We start from the raw sequence: 20,572 nt of genomic DNA, 5'->3' as shown, positions 1-20,572 counted from the left end.
GGTTTGCTTCGCCATCCCCATCGCATTTCGCCCTTGCATAGCATGGGTTATCTGCACGAATGGGGACTGGCAATTCGTAAACAACTAAACCAGAACTTAGGAGCGATGGACTTCCGCAATTTCGACGATCGACTTTGCGTTGTACTTCTTCAAAATTCGAGCTTTGTAGGTGCTGATGGTTTTGTTGCTCAGCATCAAAAGCTCAGAGATCTTCTGATTACTGTAGCCTTGCATGAGGTAACTCAGCACCGTCACCTCTCGCTCAGACAACGCTTGTTGATCCGACTGGGCAGGTTGCCCTTTAAACATCGTATACCCTTTCAACACATTCACAATGGCATTGCTAAGTGTTGATTGACTCGCGTACTTGGTCAAATACCCATGTGCGCCGATGGTATACGCTACGTTGGACAGGCTGTCATAATCATTGGAAGAGACAAAAAGCAGTTTTCCGGCATAGCCATTGGCAAAAATTGACTTAGCTAAACTGATGCCATCTCTGCCTTCAATTGAAACGTCCATGATGATCAGTTCTACATTCTCCTCACGCACGCAGTCGAGGATCTGCTTAGTATTTGTCGTGATGGTCACTTCAAGGGGATGAATCACCTCTTTGACTAATGAGAAGAGTGCTCGTGCATAAAGGGGTTGTGAGTCGATAATCAATACTTTTTCTACTGTCATGTTTACTTTCTCTTTTTATCAACAACACTCCTTGTCTTTTTTGTAAGGAACATAACTTAATTGCTTGTAGGAAAGTTCTGTCACTGCCACGTCATAAATTATTCTCTGCCCTGACACTCTTATAACAAACCACTAAATTAGCAATAACTAAAATTAATAAAGTTAATGTTAAGCCGATGTTTTTAAATAACTAAATTAAATCACCACCCCAAGAGTCTCAAAAATGATACTTTACAGATAATCAGTACAAACGCAGAGGCTCTACTACAAAGTGATGGCAATTAATAAGCAGAAACTTATATAAAAATAATATGTGACACTCTGCCAAAATAAATACAATTGATATTTATTCTCATCTGTTTACACTATACATTTCGACCTGGGAATGTTCCCAAATTAAAAGAATAGGAAGTATCATGAAAACGATAAAATTGCTTGGCCTACTGACACTTATTGCTTCATCTGTTGCCTCTGCAAACACAGCCATTACTTTTCCTGGTGAAGGCAGTTCGGTGCCAAACGCCCCCGTCACTTTCCCAACCTCGTCAAAAACACCAATCACTTTTTACAATGGCTATACCATCAAAGATGGGATTTTCCGTTCAGAAGTAAACACATGTGTTGTTGAAGTCGCTAATCCTGAATACGAAGCAAAACTCATTTGGGAAGGAAAAACGCCAAAATTGCTTATTGTGGGTAACACCGACCCATTCCCATGTCGCGCTGGCTTTACCGAGGCAATGGAAGTCGACCTAACCGCATTTTTGCAAAACATTCCCACCCATATCTTTGAATATTTGGAAGTGGCGAACCGCGTCAATATGCAACGTAGTTTCTAATTCCACACGAACGCCTACCAAATCAGCCGCCAGATCTCCGGATCTGGCGATTTGCATAGAGTCACCGTTTCAACGCACGTCTTTACGCCCTCACTCAAGGCCTTGATTGAGGCAGGGAGAGAAATCGAATGAGCGAGTGACCCATCCATTTCATATAAAACTTGGATTTATATGTCACTTAACCGCCACTACGGACAGGGACGAACAGCGCAACACACATCACCGAGATTACAATGAATAACAAATCAAACACTCCCCCACACATTGCGATTTTAGGGGCCGGTATTTCAGGTTTAACGGCTGCACACGAATGTAATAAGAAAGGTTATCGCGTCACGGTTTACGATAAATTGCCCTTTAGCGGAGGAAAATGCATTGGCGCAGTGCATCACGGCAAAGTGCATGAGCTGACACATCGGCAGCTCTTCGCCAAAAACATCCATCTGCTGTCGTTCTTGCAAGAAATACCAACCGAAAACGGCACTTGCTTTGACTTCGTCTACCCCCAGAAGAAAGTACAGTTTCATTGGGGTCAATCGGATAAAACAATGCAGTTCAAACGCAGCTATTTTTCACCGATAGACAAGCTTGTTGACAACATGAAATCTGCCTATGCCATGCACTACGCAGGGGTTCCACTCATTGATATCTATTGGTTTAAAACGCGTTTACAGAACTTGCCTGACAGCGCTGAGTTACTCAAAACCCCTCTTGAGCGCTATTTCGAATACAACCAAAGACCCAAATTGGCGGCCTTTTTGCGTCCAGTCCTACTGGGTTGGATCGGCGCAACAGATCACAGCCCCTCCCTCTCTGTTTTGGATTTGCTCAACAACAAAGAGGGGCCGTTTCACTCCGATGCACCCAATGCCTACAGTTTGGGCTATAAACGCCCGATTTCAGAATCAGTGATAAATCCATTAACCGAACACTTACGCCAACAGTCGGTGCAGTTTAGGCTCGGCTGTGAGATAGAACGGCTGATAGAAGATAGCGAACAAGGAAAGATTACCCATGCGCTTTCCTCCCAAGGAGAAGTGATTGAGGCGGACTACTTTATTTTAGCGCTGCCGATTCATATCATCCAATCGCTGATCTCTGCGACCGCTGTACAATTCAGCTACCGATACGTTCTTAGCCACGGTTTTCAGTTTCACTTCACCACCTTGCCCGACATCTTGCGCGATAAAACCGTGGGAATTGTTATTGATTCGCCGTGGGGCTTGAGTTATCACTTGACTCAGCCAGAGCCAAACGGGCTGTACTGCCTCTCCGTCACTGCCACCGATCTCAATATCGCTGCTGGCACCGCATTTAACAAGCCGCTGCTCGCCTGCACGCCACAGCAGATTGAACAAGAGATCGTGACTCAGATTTTTGGTAATAGCTCGTTACTCACCACCTCCGGATATCAGGGTTTTCATGTCGGGCCTGGCTTATATTGGAAAGAAAAACACACCGATGAGGCAACGTCGCATCGATTCGTTGGCCCTACTGTCATCGGCGAAAACGGTGTGGCGCACTGCTGGGTGGCTGATCACGCACTCACCCACCCCGATGCCAATAGCCACATTCCTATCGAGATCGATAGCTACCAAAACGTCTTTTTGGCCGGGGAATATCTGACCGATCCGCGCCAAACCTGGCGAGTACCCGTGACCATGGAACGATGTGTAGAAACCGCCAAACTGGCAGTGGAATCGCTTGAAAAACGCATTGCCGTCCATCGCCACGAGGAGCCTTACCATGCCGATGCGTAATCACCTTTCTTCGCTATTGTTTTTCCTGCTGGTGCTGCTCTATTTCAGCGGCTTCTACCAAGCGGTGCAGTCGTCGGTGATTTCCGCGATGATCTTAACGCTACTGTTACCCGTGCTGTTTTGGCGCTTAGTCAAACCAGTTGATAACCAAGCCGAAATCACTCGGATATTGTTGTTAGAAAGTGGCTTCAATCTGCTTTGTGTGGTCGCTCTACTCCATCTGCTTCCTTTGGCACTGATGGATAAAGCATTTATGGTGTTTTTTGTTTTACAGGCAGGTGGCTTTTTATTGGTACAAAGGCGCAAGAAAGCGTGGTTATCTTTCGCTGTCTCCGTCTGTTTGTCTTTTGCCATCTTGGTCTGGATCGGCCAAGCCGAGCAAACCCAAGTACTCGGCTCCGGACAATTGCAGTTGTTTGGCACCGCAGTGCCGTGGCAACTAAAGGCGATTTACACCCTGTGGTTATTGCAACTGTTGTTGGTGGAATATCGCTATATTTTGCCCAAAGTGACGATACTGCTGGCGCATTTGGCCTCGCTGACCATTGCGTTGCAAGCAGAGGATTTCTTCCACGCTCGCATTGTTACCGCCAGCCATTTCTTGTTTTTGAGCCTCTGTTTTGACTTCAAAAACCGAGATTGGGGAGGCAGGGAGTTCGCGGTGCTGCCATCGCTGGTCGCCATTCAAAAGCCCAATATTGCCAAGTGGGTTAACTACTCCTGCCTAGCTTTGGCATTGTTGTGTGCTTTGCACCTCGCCAGCAGTTTGGCGATCTTCCCCCAGTGAAGCTGACAGGCCCGTTTTAAGCATCAGAGGTACAAATGATTGTGCCTCTTTTTTATCATTGTCTTGAGATATTACTTTAAAATTTGACATAGCTAAGCACGCGGTTTTGCGTGCTTAACGCCTTGCTTCTATCTCTTCATCCACCATGTTTTTGATCTCTTGCCGAACCCACTGGTGTGCGGGGTTGCTGTGGTGAATCAAATGCCAAAATTGTTCAACCCGAAAATCTGCGGTGTAAAATGGCAATTCAGCAACGGTTATCTCATAACGATGGCTTAAATGGCCAACTAAACGCCTTGGCAACGTTGCAATCAGATCAGTGTTGATCAACAACTCCGGCACCATTGAAAAATGCGGCAGTGACGCCACCACTTCGCGCTGCTGGTTCAGCCTTTTTAGCTCATGGTCGATATCGGTTTTTCCCAACCCATTACCTGAGACGATCACGTGTCGGCTTTGGCAGTAACGCTCCAACGTCATGGGTTGATTGGCAAGCGCGTGATTTCGGCACATCACCACCGCGTAGTTATCATTAAAGAGTCGCTGCTTAAACACATTGGTGGGGGAATCATCGGTCGAATACAGCAGCAGATCCGCCACTTTCTCTAGGTAATCGTGCAATGGCATGTACGCGTTATACGCCACAATTTGCAGTTTCAACTTGGGGGCTCGCTGCTGAAAACGCGCCAACAGCTTTGGCACAATCATCATCATTTCAAAATCCAGTGCACCTATGGTGAACACCCCTGCGTGCTGCAACGGATCAAACGCATCATCCACCAGCATCTGCCGAATCGTATTCAATGAGCTTTCTAACTCGCGACGAAGGTATTCCCCCTTAGCGGTTAAACGGTACTCGCGGTTGACCTTCACCAACAGTGGATCGCCAAATTGTTCGCGCAGACGCATCAATGCTCGACTTACCGCAGGTTGACTCATGTTCAACGCTTGAGCTGCTTGGCTAATATGCTTATGAATCAACAGTTTTTCTAATATGGTTAACAGATTTAAGTCAATACTGCGCAAATTGATCTCGGGAGCGACCATCAAAATACCTAATAATTTCCTGCGTGAGTGATATACATACTATAACAATCATGCATTTTTGATATATGTGTTTCTCATTTATCTTCTTCCTCACCTGATGAGGAGAGAAAAAAATGAAACGATTCACCTTTGCTTTAGCCCCAATCACTGCCGCACTGCTGTCTTTCAATGTTGGCGCTGCAAACCACAACCACAGCCACGATCAACAACGTGCGATTGTTTTCCCTGGCGAAACAGTGCAGAGCACACTGCCTAGCGAAGTCGAACCATCGGCCACTCAAGCGCTCAAAGTGGGCCAGAAAATCAACAATCTCTACGAGCACCAGTTTGACGACAGCAAAGCCACCGTGCAGAAGCTGGGCAAAAACACCTATTGGATTGGCGTCAACTATTACAATGCCACGGTAATCGTTAACGAAGATTCGGTGATGCTGATTGACCCATTAGGCGATGGCCGCATCGATGCGCTTTTCAAAGGCGTGCAATCCATCACCAACAAGCCGATTACCACCATTATGTACTCACACTACCACCTTGATCATGTTGGTGGTGGCAACCAATTGGTCGAGATGATCAAGCAAAACTATCCGAGCGTGAACAAAGTACGCGTGATTGCCAGCCAAGCAGTGGCCAACAAAATCGCCCAGCATGCAGAAACCAATGAAAACGGCGTAAAAACAACAAAAGTGCCAGCACCAACTGATGTCTACGACCTAAGAAAACCGAAGGTGGTGAAGTTCGGTTCCGTCAAAGTGCATTTGATCGCGCCAGCAGGCTCTGGCCATACCCCAGATAACACCATGATTCTGATTCCGAGTGATCGCGTGCTGCATTTCGCTGACATGATTAACCCTGACCAATTGCCGTTTTACAACTTTGCTGGCGCAGAGCACGTCCACGGTTATGAAGAAGATCTCGAAAACTTGCTCGGCAAACACCTTGGCTGGCAATGGGATTTCATTAATGGTGGCCACGGCAACATCGGTTCAAAACAGGATGTGAAAGATCTACTGCAATACATCGCCGATGTAAGGGCGGAAGTGGGCAAACAACTAGAAGTGGTGCCTTACACGCCAATGCTCAGCGATGGTAACCATTTCGTTTGGTTTAAACGTTGGCAAGAAGAGATTACCCGCAACGCACACGCCGCATTAGCAAGTAAATATGGCCACATGTACGGTTTTAATTCCGGAGCGGTTGAAACTCATGCCGCAATGATTCTTGCAGATATGATTGATCATTAATTCATCGTCAAACCACTTCAAAAACACCACCCTGCCCATCGTGGCTGGGTGGCCGTTTCAAAAGTAATTCTCTGTTTTTACTCTGCTTTATTCGCCATCAACACAAAGCCCTTTTGAAAACAAACCCAAAAACAACGAATTAAGCCCACCTTGATGTAAGAAAACCGCCACTTAGCCGTTCTTTTATAAAACGAAAAGAAAAAGGAAGTTAGCCATGAAAAATCTTATGCGCGGCATGCGCGTGTCCATTCCCCTGCTGGTACTGTCTGCTCCCGTATGGGCACAAGAGCAATACCAAGATTACGCGTTTGTTGGCGCGGGTGTCACCTACGGCGAATCCGCTTTTTCAACGGATGGGGCCAAAGCGGGCATTGAACCCTCTTTGTTTTACAACGGAAAATACGGCTTTATTGATGGCAGCTTAGCCAATTATTCTCTCACTCCTTGGTTGGGTTTGTCGGGTAACCTGCGTTTTGCCGAAGTGTCGGACGATTTTGATGACATTCCCCGCGGCATCAAAAACCGTGATGGTAATGCCGATCTTGGTATCACCGTGGGTACGGTTGGCGCACGTCTCACCTACCTACAAGATGTCACCAATGTTCACGACGGTTATGAGATTCAACTCCACCTTGGTCGCGCTTTTGATACCCCGTTTGATCAGTGGGTGCTCTCCCCTTATGTTGAAGTGGATTACCGATCCAAAAAACTCTCGCAGCATCTTTACAACGTCTCTGCGCAAGAATCTGCCGCGTCTGGTTTAGCGCAATTTGATGCTGATGAGACTTGGGTTTACAAGGCAGGTTTGATTTCACTCTACGACATCACCGAGCAGTGGCTAGCCATTGCCAAAGTGGAGTTTGAACACCACGATTCGAATAGCCCGCTGATTCAAAACGACCTTGCTTGGCAAATCAGCTTAGGCGGGGCGTATAAGTTTTAATAACTCAAATTCCCACAAAACTCCCCTCTAGGGAATAACCAAAGCGCTCGAACAACGAGCGCTTTTTATTTTCAACGAACAGCAATAAGTAAGAATAAGCGAGCCAAATCAAACACAAGCATTAATTAACATATACGTATGAGTTCACGTTTATACTGCAGTGAGTACAGACGCCCTATTGTAAGATCCTCTCTTTATCCACAAGCCTTTTAACAAGGCCTTGACCTTTTTGAGTTTTAGGTGACTTACATGTTTAGACCATTGATTAGCCTCGCTTTTCTAGCAACATTAACAGGCTGTGTTTCCACGCCTTATGTTGAACCCACTGGAGAAAATGTCTCTACCATCAAGTTTCACAACCAAGGTCGCGGCAACGCGGAAGTTTTTATCTACAAAGAAGCGGCTCAGTGCACTGGCAAACAAAAGGCTGCTGAGGTAGAAAAAATGGCCTACAAAAACGTCACCGTGTTATCAGACACTCCACAAAGTTTCTCATTTGGTTTTGGCTTCTCCGACTATGTGAGTCAAAAATCCTGTTCAATCACAGGTACGTTCACACCAAAGGCCAAAACGGATTACGAAGTGCTTATAGTCTCCTCTTATGGCGGATGTGTCGTCTACTTGTATGAAATACAAAATGGCCAAAAAGTACCCGCACAAGGAGAACAGCGAGAATATTCCGCACCAGTTGCGGGGGACAGCTGGTGTGAGTAGTAAAGCGCGTGTATCAATAAGCGATGGGGAGAAAACATGATCAAACTTTGGCAAATCGTGCTAGCCGCACTCGCGTTAACCGGCTGTGCTGCAACCGGCACTACTCCGCAAGATACCACCACGGAAAACAACGCGCCTTCAGATGCAGCACCTGTAGAAAGCTCACCTGTAACCGAGGAAACCGATGCCTATTTCGTTCTGGGTAACGTCACGAGTATTTACGACATCAAACTCTCCCTTGGCAGCGTTGATTTCGAGACCGGACGTTTTACAGAGGATTGGTTTTCTTCGTTGTGGTATCGCTACACGGAAGACAGGCGTTATATCGTGGGTAAAGCGAAGCCGGGCAGTTTCATTGCCATCACTTCGACAAAAGCCACCGATGCATCGGGCACACATTTGGGCACCTTTACCCCTTGTAACCAAACCTTGGTCTTTCGCTTACCTTATTTGGGTCCTGATTTCTACGTCATTGATGTCAACTACCATTGGCACAATACCTCCATTTCTCCCGTCTATTCTGATGGGATAGAAGAGGCGAAAAAAGCTTTCGGTGTTCAGTATCTAGAGCAAGCCCCTTACCGCCAGTTAGATGCCGATTTATACAAAGACTGTGAAACGCTTAGTGCAGACCCGACAATTTTGACTCGACCATTTTAACCCGTTCACTTATGCACTTTTCTGTCGAAAACCCAACTTCATGTTGGGTTTTGTATTTTTAGTTCAAACGCTTAGACTTGAAGGAAACGTGAAACTCATTTTTTCAGGAGCGAATTGTGAGAAAAATTCTACTGTTGGCACTTTCAATCACGCTGAGTGGCTGCCTTGGTATGCCAGAAACCGTTAAACCCGTCGACGAGTTCAACCTACAAAATTATTTGGGGAAATGGTACGAAATCGCCCGCCTCGACCACTCTTTTGAAGAAGGCTTAACTCAAGTTACCGCCGAATACACCTTAAAAGACGATGGCGGTGTCGCAGTTCTTAACAAAGGCTTTTTGGCCGATGAAAACCAATGGAAAGAAGCCGAAGGAAAAGCCTACTTCGTCAATACCGATTCTGAAGGTTACTTGAAAGTTTCGTTCTTTGGCCCGTTTTACGGATCTTACGTGGTGTTTGCACTCGACAAAACCGACTACCAGTACGCCTTTGTCTCTGGCCCTAACACCGACTATTTATGGCTTTTAGCACGAACCCCAACCGTCGACCAATCGCTCATCGATACTTTCGTCTCCATGACCAAAGAACGGGGATTTGATACCGAGCGCCTAATCTTTGTTGAGCAAAAATAACGCCAGAGATAAGAACGCTTAACGATCACGCTTTCTCTAGGAGGCGCTCTTCAAGCTCGTCATTCTGGACAGCGAGGTACGAGCGTGATGCAGAATCCATTGCGCAGAGCGCGCTGGAAATTCATTGAGAAAACCGCAGCTCTAGCGCTCGTCGACAAATGGATTCCTAGTCACGCCTAGGCTTGCTGGAATGACAGGCGGTGAGCTCTGTGTTTATCGGCCTCTTCACAGACAACAGCTGCTTAAAGTGCTCCCCCCAAACACCGCTCTCTACGCTCGTCATTCTGGATAGCGAGGTACGAGCGTGATGCAGAATCCATCCCGCAGAGTGCGCCGGAAGTTTGTTGAGAAAACCATAGTGTCAGCGCTCATTACAAGACGGTCTAAACCTCCAGTCATTTATAAATTTTTCCTCTATATATCAAACCATTAACTAGCAATAAAAGTGTGACAATAACCACTTAAAGCGTAATGACTTTATTGAGTATTATGCTAGTATTTGCGCATTAAGTTAGCATTCATTGTGAAACCTAAAACACAATTGCAAAGGTTAGATAAACACAGTGATTGCTAGAAGTAATTATGTTCTCGCTGCCAAACATTGAGGTCGACCGAGTTTTACGTATTTTGGTGCTCTAAGCATTGCGCATTGTTTCATAATACTTCCTTCCGTACGGAGGACATATGGATCAAATCAAAGTTACCAATGCGATTGTTACATTTCTTCTAGGTCTCGTTATTGCGGTAACGGTTTCAGGAGGAGCCTTTCTTACTACAGCCATTAAGTATCCTTTTGACTTTATATTTATTGGATTAGGTGGCTTTTTAGCGTTTGGAGTATCTCATTTCTCGGTCAAATATATGCAGAGAGGCTTTTGGAAAGAGTCTGTATTGATGTACTTACTCTACTATTATGGCTCGTTTGGCTTATTTTCGGATGGCCATGCTGCAGGGTGGGCCCACAGCGAAGGGATCTTAGAAAAGTTAGTGATGTCACAAATGTATATTTTGATATCAGTATTTTCGTTGTTTATTCCACTTTTGTTTATTGCTTTGACAATTACTCATACCTTTTGGCTTTACTCTGAAGTGAAAAAAGCGCGAACATAACGAGGCGTTTAAGTGGGATTCATGCCGCGTGGCATTTTTTGTATGCGGTTGGTTTTGGTGGTGAAAGTGGTCTGCGGAAGGTTGGTTTAGGCGGCATTCACCCCCTTAACGCAGGGTTAGAATATTTCATTAACATTCGTTGCTTATAAAACTAAAAATTCTCGCTGATGATTTTTTGACGTTAGTCGAGATTTGTTGAAAAAGTATGCTTTTATATTGAAAAACTCACTGACCATATAAAAATAACTGCTATTAAATCGTAATTTTTGGAGTTGGCGTGAGGTTTAAATTAATTATTTTTATCTGTTTCCCATTTATTCTTCTAGGGTGTGACAATCACCTATTTTCACAGTTTTTCCGCAATCCGCACATTGTAGACATGTTTAGCACAAAGAAAATTAAATCTGTGGAGTGGTCAAAATTTAATGTTGATGTTACTTCTTTGAATCGAAATCAAATGATAAGGTTGATTTTTGACGGAAGTGAACCAGAGAATTTAACTTTTTCAACAGAAATGATTGCATCAGATTCAGCGTATGATAAGGATGTATTTGTATCGTCTAAATGGCCAAATTTTGAAATTGAAATCGAAATAGTAGCTACCTCTAATGAGGGAAAAAAATACCAATTTCGGCCAAAGGGACAATCTACGGGTATATTGTTCTTTCCTGAAAGCGACATAGATTTAATGGGCCTAAAATTTACCACAATTGATATTAGGTCTAATGTCTCGTTGGATAATGTCAATGCTACATGGATCTCGTATACATCTAAGTAGGGGAATAAAATGTCAACTAAAGTTATCACACTTGGGCAACTCCAAAAAGGTGATGTCATCCTATCGACAACAAATGAAGCAGTTTCAAAGGTCGTAAAATTGGCAACAATTTCAAATTACAGTCATGCTCGACTTTATGTGGGTGGTGAGCATATTATTGAAGCTATTGATCCCGAAGTAGTCAAAGTCAAATTAGTCGATGTTATGAAAGGCGATCTTTATACAATCGTATATAGATACCCTGGCCTATCTGAAGCTCAAAAAAATAAGATTATGACCTATGCCAGAAAACAAATTGGTAAAAAATACAATCTTTCAGGTGCTATTGGTTCGAGTGGTGCTGGTAGAGCAGCAGTGGGAGTGCTACCAACAATGGCTAACCTAATTTCACCAGAGAGCGACTTTTATTGTTCTGAGCTAGTAGCATTTTCTTATAAAAAGGCAGGAGTACCATTGGAGTGGTTTTCAAGCCAAACAACACCGAAAGATCTAGCAAATAACTCCAAGCTCATATATGTAGGCCATCTCAAAGTGTCAGGTATGAATGCTCCCTAAAGGCAAGGAGTGATTCGCAACGCTTGGCAGTTTCGCTTCGCCCCCCCCTTAACGTGGCGTTATGCGAAATGTCTCTCAAGTTTTAGATATACTACTGCCGTAGGTATATATAATCTTGATACTCTAATGGTACATATTTGTTTGAGATGAACATAACTGACGATAAGGAATAATCAATGCCATTGGCAGAAAATGTAAAACAAGAGGTTTCTAAGAAAATAGAGCAATATGAAGGGCGCTCTAATCACTTATACTTGGATACAAAAGGAAAAGTCACAGTTGGTGTGGGGCACCTTATTTCGAGCCGAAATGCTATAGCAACAGTAAGACTATATAAAACCAAAAACAACTTGCCTTCTCAAATTGCAACTATGGTTGAAAAACAAGTAGAATACGATAATGTCACCAAACTCCCATATGGCATGAGATATGGAGCGAGCAGTTTTAAATCTCATACAACATTAGTTATGAAAGAGATTGATATCAATAGTCAGAGAGATAATCACATTAATATCTTTTACTCTGAACTAAGCAGTATTTATAAAAAATCCAATGGTTATACAGCTGACTTTGATAATTTGCATAAAAATATACAATTAGCTTTGTTTGATATGATTTTTAATCTTGGTGCAACTAAGCTTGTTAATGTTTTTAAAAAATTCAACAGTGCGTTAAAAGATGGAGATTGGCAAAAAGCAGCAGCTGAATCTAATCGGCCAGATGTAAATTCAGCACGCAATCAGTACGTTAAACAGTTACTGAATTCTGTGCCCGTGCCAAAAACTAAACCTTTAGAAGCTCCCAAGTCTACGTCCTGATTATTATGAAATCATTATTAACTATTTCTTTGTTTTCTATGTCTTTGTTAGCATGCACGACTAATACAAACATGTTTGAAAAATACTTTTTCATGAGTATTTCCCAGGTTTTTTGTTTTCAAAAACATCAGATACAGTTATTGGTTTGAATGGTTATGAGTATGCATTACTTACAAATGAAAATTTAGTAGTGAAAACATGCGAGCAGGCAGGACAAATTGATATTGCTACTGTTGCTGACTATGATTATTATCGGTTCAAACTTCTTTTGACTTCATGTATCGCAATAGATAAATTTTCTACTGCTGTAGCCTCTCAAGGCAATAATTTCCCTCAAGATATTGATTCTGAATTCATCTACCAACTTCCAGCGACTATTACGCCATTTGTTAATTATAGTGATTTTTTAAGAAAGCAAGGTGAATCATTTCTTTCTTATGATGAAAAACTAAAGTTACTATAGAAAATGAGAATACTTTCAAATTATTGACGGCACGGGATGAAGTGTATCTTACCTTGCTCGCTCGTGGAGATTTTACTCAGGATGGCTATGAAGATTTACTTATTCAGTCAGAATGGTATGCACGAGATGCTTATGGAAAACATGTTGATCTAGTTATACTCAGTAAGAAAAACATTTATGGTTATGTTGAGATTGCTTGGAGACTCAATGAGTTATAGTATTTTTAATACTCTTCATAAGATGCATATTGAATACAAGATGTATCTTAACAATTCACACGCAAACAGGAGACTATGGTGTCAGCCACGACATCGAGACACAAGCACCATTTTTAATAGAAGCTATTATCAGCACTCCTTATTCGGCGGTTGTTATACACACTAATGTCGACGTTATCAACGCATCTGACACTGGCTCTATAACCCAGTTTGTTTATGAAGCTGAAGTTATTGAGACGCTTCGCGGCAAACAACATAAACAGATTCGATATACACTCTATGTTGAACAAGATGAGGATGTGATTTTAGATACCACTCCCATCATCATTACCCTGTGTTCTGACAATGATGAATATTACTGGCCAGGAGTAGATGCACAATTTAGCGGTGCCAGCTCCTTCGTTCAGGCAGCCAAAAACAATGCGTCACAAGTGGACAAGCATCAATCTCATTTTGCTTTCTGTGGCGTCAACTGATGGTTTTCGCCTTTATAAATACAAAAAGCGCCCCTTTCGGAGCGCTTTCGTTGTTTTTGGCTAGAGCCGATTATTCCCAATCAAGAATCACTTTGCCTGACATGCCGCTGCGCATTATGTCGAAGCCTTGCTGGAAGTCATCCACTTTGAAGTGGTGAGTGATGATTGGTGTTAGGTCAAGGCCAGATTGAATCAAGCTTGCCATCTTGTACCAAGTTTCAAACATTTCACGGCCATAGATACCTTTGATCACCAAGCCTTTGAAAATCACTTGGTTCCAATCGATACCCATGTCTGATGGTGGAATGCCAAGCAGTGCAATGCGGCCACCGTGGTTCATGGTTTTCAGCATTGAGTTGAATGCGGATGGGTTGCCCGACATCTCTAGGCCCACATCGAAGCCTTCTGTCATACCTAGCTCTGCCATCACATCGTCAAGCTTCTGCTCGGCAACGTTCACCGCGCGAGTCACGCCCATTTTGCGTGCTAGGTCGAGACGGTATTCGTTCACATCGGTGATCACGACGTGGCGCGCACCAACGTGCTTCGCAACCGCTGCCGCCATGATGCCGATTGGGCCAGCGCCGGTGATCAGTACATCTTCACCAACCAGATCGAACGACAGCGCAGTGTGTACTGCGTTGCCAAACGGGTCGAAGATAGACGCAAGATCATCAGAGATGTTTGCTGGGATCTTAAAGGCGTTGAACGCAGGGATCACAAGGTATTCAGAGAAACAACCTGTGCGGTTTACGCCCACACCAATGGTGTTGCGGCACAAGTGCGTGCGGCCGCCACGGCAGTTACGACAGTGGCCACACGTGATGTGACCTTCGCCAGAAACGCGGTCGCCGATTTCAAAACCACGGACTTCTTGGCCAATACCAACCACTTCACCCACGTATTCATGACCAACCACCATAGGAACTGGGATGGTTTTTTGTGACCATTCGTCCCAGTTGTAGATGTGTACGTCGGTACCACAAATCGCGGTTTTCTTAATTTTGATCAGCAGATCGTTGTGGCCAAGAACAGGCTTGTCCACTTCGGTCATCCAAATGCCTTCTTCTGGCTTTAGCTTTGATAGTGCTTTGATTTTCATAATTTAGCCTTAAATAAAGGTACTAGGTACTAGGTACTAGGTACTAGGTACTAGGTACTAGGTACTAGGTACTAGGTACTAGGTACTAGGTACTAGGTACTAGAATCCTAGATGATACCCATGTCTTTGCCCACTTCGATGAAGGCATCAATCGCGCGGTCTAGTTGCTCGCGTGAGTGCGCTGCAGACATTTGCGTACGAATACGCGCTTGGCCTTTTGGCACTACAGGGAAAGAGAAACCAATGACGTAGATGCCTTTTGCAAGCGCACGCTCAGCAAACTCTGCGGCCACTTTGGCATCGCCTAGCATGATTGGAATAATGGCGTGATCGGCACCACCCATGGTGAAGCCAGCCGCTTCCATACGGGTGCGGAAGTGCGCTGCGTTTTCCCATAGGCGCTCACGTAGATCGCCACTTTCTTGTAGCAAATCCAATACGCGAATTGAGGCTGCAACAATCGCTGGTGCCACTGAGTTTGAGAATAGGTATGGACGAGAACGCTGACGTAGCCAGTCGATCACTTCTGCTTTTGCGGATGTGTAACCGCCTGATGCGCCACCCATTGCTTTACCAAGTGTGCCAGTGATGATGTCGATGCGATCCATCACGTTATGGTACTCGTGCGTACCAGCGCCGTTTTTGCCCATAAAGCCGACCGCGTGAGAGTCATCTACCATCACAAGCGCGTTGTATTTATCCGCAAGGTCACAAATTGCTGGTAGGTTCGCAACCACACCATCCATTGAGAACACGCCGTCGGTGACGATCAACTTGTGGCGAGCGCCAGCCGCATCTGCTGCGATCAATTGCTCTTCTAGCTCAGCCATGTTGTTGTTTGAGTAGCGGAAACGCATTGCTTTACATAGGCGTACACCATCGATGATAGAAGCGTGGTTCAGTGCGTCAGAGATGATTGCGTCTTCTTTGTCCAGCAAGGTTTCAAATAGGCCCGCGTTGGCATCGAAACAAGAGGTGTATAGGATGGTGTCTTCTTTACCTAGGAACTGAGAAAGCTTTTGCTCTAGCTCTTTGTGGATGTCTTGTGTACCACAGATAAAGCGCACAGACGCCATACCAAAACCGTGGCCGTCCATGCCCTCTTTTGCCGCTTCAATCAGCGCAGGGTGGTTCGCCAAACCTAGGTAGTTGTTGGCACAGAAGTTCAGCACTTCTTCGCCACTGGCAATCTTAACGGCTGCTTGCTGGTGAGAAGTAATAATACGTTCAGATTTGTAGAGACCTTCCGCTTTCACATCTTCAAGTTGATCGCGAATTTGCTGGTAAAATGCAGACGACATGGAGAATTTCCTTCCAGTTTGATTGGCCAACCTTGAGGTCGGCTGATTATAGGGCAGCCTTTATGTGACAAGGGTCACAGGCGAATACGCGTTATTACTTTCAAGTGTAATCCATGGCAGAGAAAACGATTATCCCAGTATTTGGAAAAGCATTAGTGAATTTCAAGCACAAATGAAATTTATCCCCCTCCCCCATTCCATCCTAAAAAGAAAACGGAAGCACTTGGCTTCCGTTTTCATTGTTAACGCTAAGAGATGTTAGGCTCTGTTGACCTAAAAATTAAAGCGTTGCATGCCTGCTCCTGGTGCGAGCATTTTCTCGGCGATGTACTTGTGCACTGCCGTGGTGGGATGCGTCACGCCCCAGAACACGTATTTGTCTGAGCTGTGAGTGGCACAATCGTTGGTCAAGCTGTGGCTGTATAGGTAATCTGCAGAAGAGGCACGATTGATGTTCAAACAGGCGTCGCTGGCATTTACAAAACCATGTTGCTGTGGGTTTTGCGTCAGTTGTTCAAACAGGCCATGTGTATCGTAGAGGGTAATGTTGTAACCCTGAATGATGTAGAAGGCTGCTTGCGCTTTGATGAACTCATTAAACTCGACGATCTTCGCGCGCACTTTCTCTATTTCCGCTTGGGTGGAGTACTTGAACTGTGGCGCTTTGGTTGCGTCGGGTAAGGTCATCAGCATGATGTTCTTCGCCCCTGCGTCAGTGAGTTTGATTAGCGCGGTGCTGAAATCGGTTTTCACATCCACCACTTCGCGGTTGTAGTTCATGAAGTCGTTCAAGCCAAATTCCAGAGTGAACAAGGTGTTTTCTGGCTTGTAGTTTTTCGCCATTTTGGCGTACGTGAGGTAAGAAAGTACCTGATCTTTCACGCCAGTTAGCGCCACGTATTGGTTGGAACCAGCCGCGCCGCCCACAGCCCAGTTATAAAGAGGCAGTTTCTTCGCCTGCGCGATGTATTCCGTCCAAACAAAACCGTTAGAGAAATGGCCAAGGAACCAGGTATCTGGGTTGGGGAAGCGCCACTGCGCCGCGTTGAAGATGTTGCCGGTATCAGAAAGGCTGTCACCGAATGCGACAATCTTGTTGATTTGATCGGCTTGCATCACCGGATCATTGGTCCAAATGGTGTGGTTGTATGACCAACGGTTGTCCGCAGCAAAATAGGTGATGTCTGCGGCATCGTGCGTGACTCCTAGCGTCTCTTCACAACGTTGCTTAATCACGTTTTGTGATGTGTTGGTGTAGAACATGTTTTTCAGACGAACCGAGCTCCACCAGTAACCGTCGATGGTAAAGTAGCTGCCGTCCGGATTTTCCGCCCATTCCCAATCGGTCGCCGATTCGTCATGAGAGTTACCCGTTCGATACCAACAACGTACATAAGTATACGTTTCTTTGCTTTGCGTACTGAACACCTGTGCTGAAGTGATCGCTTCAGGAGAGAGAGCTGGCTCATCCGCCACTGCAGATGTGAAGGGCAACAGAGCACCCAACAGAATAGTTATCTTCTTCATAGAACTATCTTCTTATGTTTTGATTATTAATCACCAGTTGAGAGCATTTCTCACTGGGAACCTTCTCATTTTGAGTACAAACTCTATCAAGTCAACTAACTAAGTATTCAATTTTACAAAACTGGTACCAAAGTCAAAAAGCATTCATGGGATTTATAGCGCCATAATTTATAAATTTAGAATAATTACTCACTCACAATAGTTTAACATTCACTCTTTAGTAATTAAGCTTTTGCTTTATAAGAGTTTTAATCGAGCAAACCATGTTCACTCGTTCTGTTTAATCGGTGACAACCTGTTCATTATCTGTTCTATATGATGCATTTTTTTGGCATTTTATAATCAAGCGTTATAGCTAAGTAACGCAATTGAAAACACATGAAGTGACTTTTCATTGCGTATTTACGCATAAATAACCAGCTCAAAAGGAATAGAGCAAATGCATTACACAACAACAAAAGCTTCCGGGATTTTATCCCTCACTGCCCTTGCTGCAGCCATCATGACGTCCACATCGGCGCACGCAGTTCCGCCGATGGCCTTCGACGAAAGTGATCTTCCCACCAAATACATCGTGAAATTTAAGGAAGGCAGTAACGCTCGCTCAGCAATGACTCATAACCGCTTCTTTGCGCCAAACATGGTTCGTGAAGCGGTGTTGGATAAAGTCAAAGCGCGAAAAGTCGAAAGGCTTGGCAATCAAGCCATTTATAGCGTTGAAATCGACAACTCAGAACTCGGTGAACTGAGAAACCACACGGATGTGGAATATGTCGAAGTGGATCCACCACGCTATTTACTCAGTGAAACGACGCCTTGGGGTTATGGCGCGGTCAACGCCCAATTGTTGATGGACAGTGACGCTGGCAATCGCACCGTTTGTATCATCGATTCTGGCTACGATTTAAGCCACAACGACTTAAGCGGTAACCGCGTCAATGGCAGCAACGACAGTGGCACAGGATCATGGAGCGATCCGGGTAACAACAACGCCCACGGCACCCACGTTGCTGGCACCATCGCAGCGATTGCCAACAATGAAGGCGTGAAAGGCATTATGCCGAATCAAAACGTCAATCTGCACATTGTGAAGGTGTTTAACGAATCAGGCTGGGGATACTCTTCGAGCTTGGTGAAGGCGATTCAAACTTGTGCTGACAACGGCGCGAATGTTGTGAACATGAGCCTTGGTGGTAGCCAATCTAGCCGCACGGAAGAAAATGCCCTGAAGACGATTTACGATCAAGGCGTGTTATTGATTGCTGCGGCAGGTAACTCGGGCAATACCGCTCACAGCTACCCGGCTTCTTACGATTCTGTCATGTCCGTTGCGGCGGTGGACAGCAACAACGACCACGCAGCGTTTTCTCAAGCCACTAACCAAGTAGAAATTGCCGCGCCAGGTGTGGCGATTCTTTCAACTGTCACCGTGGGTGAAGGGGTGCTTTCCGATATCTCACTCAATGGCAGCAGCTACTTTGACCGTGGTGTGGTGCCACATAATCGCCTGATTGTTAGCGGCAGCAATTATGTGCCAGCACCCGTGGCAGGTAATGTTACCGCAGCGCTCGCCTCTTGTGACGTCTCTTCCGGCCAATATGTGTGTGACGATATGAGTGGCAAAATCTGTTTGACTGAGCGTATCGACAATCAAACCGCCTCCGCTCGTCCAGAAATCAACGCGGTGAAAGCGTGTCACGATGCCGGAGCCAGCGCGGCGATTGTCTACAGTAATTCTGCACTGCCGGGCTTGCAGAATCCATTTGTGCTCGATAACAACGACAGCTACCGCATGGTTTCAATGACGGTTGATCGCACATTGGGTCTGGAGCTGGCGAACGTAGTTGGTCAAACGGTGACGGTTTCCACCACCACAGGTCGCGATTACGAGTACTACAATGGCACGTCAATGGCGACGCCACACGTGACCGGCGTCGCGGGCTTAGTTTGGAGCTTCCACCCAACTTGTACTGCGCAACAAGTGCGTAAGGCGTTAACCGCAACGGCAACCGATATCGATGTTGCAGGACGTGACAACCGTACAGGCTATGGCTTGATCAATGCTGACGCTGCCAAAGCGTACTTAGATGCCGGTTGTAATGGCCCAGTAGGTACGGGTGGAGATACGTACACCAACAGCAATGTGGTGTCGATCCCTGATAATTCACGTGCGGGTGTGATCAGCGTTTTGGATGTAGCGCGCTCTGGCGACGCTGGTGTGGTTAGCATCGATTTAGATATCAGCCACACTTACATTGGCGATCTTAAGGTCACACTCACCTCACCAACTGGTGGAGAAGTGGTGCTGCACAACAACACTGGCGGTTCAGCGAATGACATTCGTCAAAGCTACCAAGTGGATTTCAGCGGTTTTGAATCTCAAGGTGTTTGGGAACTAAAAGCCGTAGACAGTGCCAGAAGAGACACAGGGACGATTAATAGCTGGACATTAACCTTCCAGTAAGGAGTCATGATGAAGAAGTTCACCGCAAAAACGACCGCGATGACGACAACGATTCTCGCCCTCACCATTGCCGCGGGGTATTCCTTCGCCAATAACAAAGGGTTTCCTGTCGATGGTCAAAACGAAGCGTTCGCCACTCAACAACCGGCAAGATACTTTGTTAAGTATCAAGCAGGCAAAGAGAGCGAGGTCCGTGAGCTTCTTCGCTCGCTCAAGATCGAAGTGGTGGATGCCTTGGTCAAACAACGTGTGTTGGTGGTCTCCGGTAGCCAAGAGCAAATGGATCAACTGGCTCAAAGCGAATGGATAGACTACACCGAACAAGAGCCTGTTAGGCAACTGTACACCCAGTAATCGAGCGCATTGAGCCAAGCAAAAACGCCCCAGCATGTTGGGGCGTTTCGTCTATTGTTGGCCACTGTTTAGGGTTCGCGGCCATTTATTATGCCT

22 protein-coding genes are annotated in these 20,572 nt (G+C 45.3%); 17 read left to right on the top strand and 5 right to left on the bottom strand.

Going from position 1 to position 20,572, the window contains the following annotated elements; all coding sequences use genetic code 11:
- Positions 1-96: 96 nt before the first annotated feature.
- Positions 97-684, bottom strand: a complete 588-nt coding sequence (locus tag CIK04_RS06430) for a response regulator transcription factor (protein WP_097352900.1) — start codon at positions 682-684, stop codon at positions 97-99.
- Between the two features lie 416 nt (positions 685-1,100).
- On the opposite strand from CIK04_RS06430, the gene CIK04_RS06425 reads away from it, so the two are divergent.
- The 3 genes from CIK04_RS06425 (at position 1,101) to CIK04_RS06415 (ending at position 4,070) form a co-directional block, all read left to right on the top strand.
- Positions 1,101-1,523 carry a hypothetical protein gene (locus CIK04_RS06425; protein ID WP_017791559.1) on the top strand — a complete coding sequence of 141 codons (423 nt, stop codon included), beginning with the start codon at positions 1,101-1,103 and terminating at the stop codon, positions 1,521-1,523.
- Between the two features lie 233 nt (positions 1,524-1,756).
- Positions 1,757-3,283 carry an NAD(P)/FAD-dependent oxidoreductase gene (locus CIK04_RS06420; RefSeq protein ID WP_097352901.1) on the top strand — a complete coding sequence of 509 codons (1,527 nt, stop codon included), beginning with the start codon at positions 1,757-1,759 and terminating at the stop codon, positions 3,281-3,283.
- The gene (locus CIK04_RS06415) at positions 3,270-4,070 is read left to right on the top strand and encodes a hypothetical protein (protein ID WP_097352902.1); all 801 of its coding nucleotides are present in this window, start codon (positions 3,270-3,272) and stop codon (positions 4,068-4,070) included. Before CIK04_RS06420 ends, CIK04_RS06415 begins: the two co-directional genes overlap by 14 nt.
- Positions 4,071-4,184: 114 nt before the next feature.
- Here CIK04_RS06415 and CIK04_RS06410 read toward each other — a convergent pair whose 3' ends face one another.
- The gene (locus CIK04_RS06410) at positions 4,185-5,117 is read right to left on the bottom strand and encodes a LysR family transcriptional regulator (RefSeq protein ID WP_097352903.1); all 933 of its coding nucleotides are present in this window, start codon (positions 5,115-5,117) and stop codon (positions 4,185-4,187) included.
- A gap of 113 nt (positions 5,118-5,230) precedes the next feature.
- Between CIK04_RS06410 and CIK04_RS06405 the strand changes: the two genes are divergently transcribed.
- From CIK04_RS06405 to CIK04_RS06350, 12 genes are all read left to right on the top strand, one after another.
- A complete protein-coding gene (locus CIK04_RS06405) occupies positions 5,231-6,361 on the top strand; it encodes a VarG family subclass B1-like metallo-beta-lactamase (RefSeq protein ID WP_097352904.1) in 1,131 nt (376 codons plus the stop codon).
- A 214-nt stretch (positions 6,362-6,575) separates the two neighbouring features.
- A complete protein-coding gene (locus CIK04_RS06400; RefSeq protein WP_038969856.1) occupies positions 6,576-7,304 on the top strand; it encodes a MipA/OmpV family protein in 729 nt (242 codons plus the stop codon).
- Positions 7,305-7,553: 249 nt separating this feature from the next.
- Complete coding sequence (locus CIK04_RS06395; protein ID WP_097352905.1) at positions 7,554-8,018, top strand: hypothetical protein; 465 nt, start codon at positions 7,554-7,556, stop codon at positions 8,016-8,018.
- A gap of 36 nt (positions 8,019-8,054) precedes the next feature.
- Positions 8,055-8,678, top strand: coding sequence for a hypothetical protein (locus tag CIK04_RS06390; protein ID WP_097352906.1), 624 nt, complete (start codon positions 8,055-8,057; stop codon positions 8,676-8,678).
- Between the two features lie 116 nt (positions 8,679-8,794).
- The gene (locus tag CIK04_RS06385) at positions 8,795-9,310 is read left to right on the top strand and encodes a lipocalin family protein (protein WP_097352907.1); all 516 of its coding nucleotides are present in this window, start codon (positions 8,795-8,797) and stop codon (positions 9,308-9,310) included.
- 684 nt (positions 9,311-9,994) lie between these two features.
- Positions 9,995-10,420, top strand: coding sequence for a hypothetical protein (locus CIK04_RS06380; RefSeq protein WP_017420108.1), 426 nt, complete (start codon positions 9,995-9,997; stop codon positions 10,418-10,420).
- The gene (locus tag CIK04_RS06375) at positions 10,417-10,569 is read left to right on the top strand and encodes a DUF3265 domain-containing protein (protein ID WP_080533586.1); all 153 of its coding nucleotides are present in this window, start codon (positions 10,417-10,419) and stop codon (positions 10,567-10,569) included. The genes CIK04_RS06380 and CIK04_RS06375 overlap by 4 nt, the downstream gene beginning before the upstream one ends.
- 257 nt (positions 10,570-10,826) lie before the next feature.
- Positions 10,827-11,198 (top strand): hypothetical protein, encoded by a 372-nt coding sequence (locus CIK04_RS06370; protein ID WP_128824602.1) that lies wholly within the window; start codon positions 10,827-10,829, stop codon positions 11,196-11,198.
- A gap of 9 nt (positions 11,199-11,207) precedes the next feature.
- Positions 11,208-11,753 (top strand): YiiX/YebB-like N1pC/P60 family cysteine hydrolase, encoded by a 546-nt coding sequence (locus CIK04_RS33190; protein WP_232708667.1) that lies wholly within the window; start codon positions 11,208-11,210, stop codon positions 11,751-11,753.
- 176 nt (positions 11,754-11,929) lie between these two features.
- Entirely contained in the window at positions 11,930-12,571 is a 642-nt protein-coding gene (locus CIK04_RS06360) for a hypothetical protein (RefSeq protein WP_097352909.1), read from the top strand.
- Positions 12,572-12,683: 112 nt separating this feature from the next.
- Positions 12,684-13,034 (top strand): hypothetical protein, encoded by a 351-nt coding sequence (locus CIK04_RS06355; RefSeq protein ID WP_128824601.1) that lies wholly within the window; start codon positions 12,684-12,686, stop codon positions 13,032-13,034.
- A gap of 247 nt (positions 13,035-13,281) precedes the next feature.
- A complete protein-coding gene (locus CIK04_RS06350) occupies positions 13,282-13,728 on the top strand; it encodes a hypothetical protein (protein WP_232708668.1) in 447 nt (148 codons plus the stop codon).
- A 70-nt stretch (positions 13,729-13,798) separates the two neighbouring features.
- Here the strand turns inward: CIK04_RS06350 and tdh are convergent, their stop codons facing one another.
- From tdh to CIK04_RS06335, 3 genes are all read right to left on the bottom strand, one after another.
- Entirely contained in the window at positions 13,799-14,830 is a 1,032-nt protein-coding gene (gene tdh / locus CIK04_RS06345) for an L-threonine 3-dehydrogenase (RefSeq protein WP_011082342.1), read from the bottom strand.
- Between the two features lie 107 nt (positions 14,831-14,937).
- Positions 14,938-16,131, bottom strand: a complete 1,194-nt coding sequence (locus CIK04_RS06340) for a glycine C-acetyltransferase (RefSeq protein ID WP_011082341.1) — start codon at positions 16,129-16,131, stop codon at positions 14,938-14,940.
- A 273-nt stretch (positions 16,132-16,404) separates the two neighbouring features.
- Positions 16,405-17,658: an SGNH/GDSL hydrolase family protein gene (locus CIK04_RS06335; protein ID WP_015727532.1), complete on the bottom strand. Its 1,254-nt coding sequence runs from the start codon at positions 17,656-17,658 to the stop codon at positions 16,405-16,407.
- Between the two features lie 439 nt (positions 17,659-18,097).
- On the opposite strand from CIK04_RS06335, the gene CIK04_RS06330 reads away from it, so the two are divergent.
- Positions 18,098-20,122 carry a S8 family serine peptidase gene (locus CIK04_RS06330; protein WP_097352911.1) on the top strand — a complete coding sequence of 675 codons (2,025 nt, stop codon included), beginning with the start codon at positions 18,098-18,100 and terminating at the stop codon, positions 20,120-20,122.
- A 6-nt stretch (positions 20,123-20,128) separates the two neighbouring features.
- On the top strand, positions 20,129-20,476 hold the full coding sequence (locus tag CIK04_RS06325; protein WP_017420100.1) for a hypothetical protein: 348 nt from the start codon (positions 20,129-20,131) through the stop codon (positions 20,474-20,476).
- Positions 20,477-20,572: the final 96 nt, after the last annotated feature.

The sequence above is a fragment of the Vibrio sp. 03_296 genome, assembly GCF_002265885.1.
This window is presented reverse-complemented; position numbering and strand designations above follow the sequence as displayed.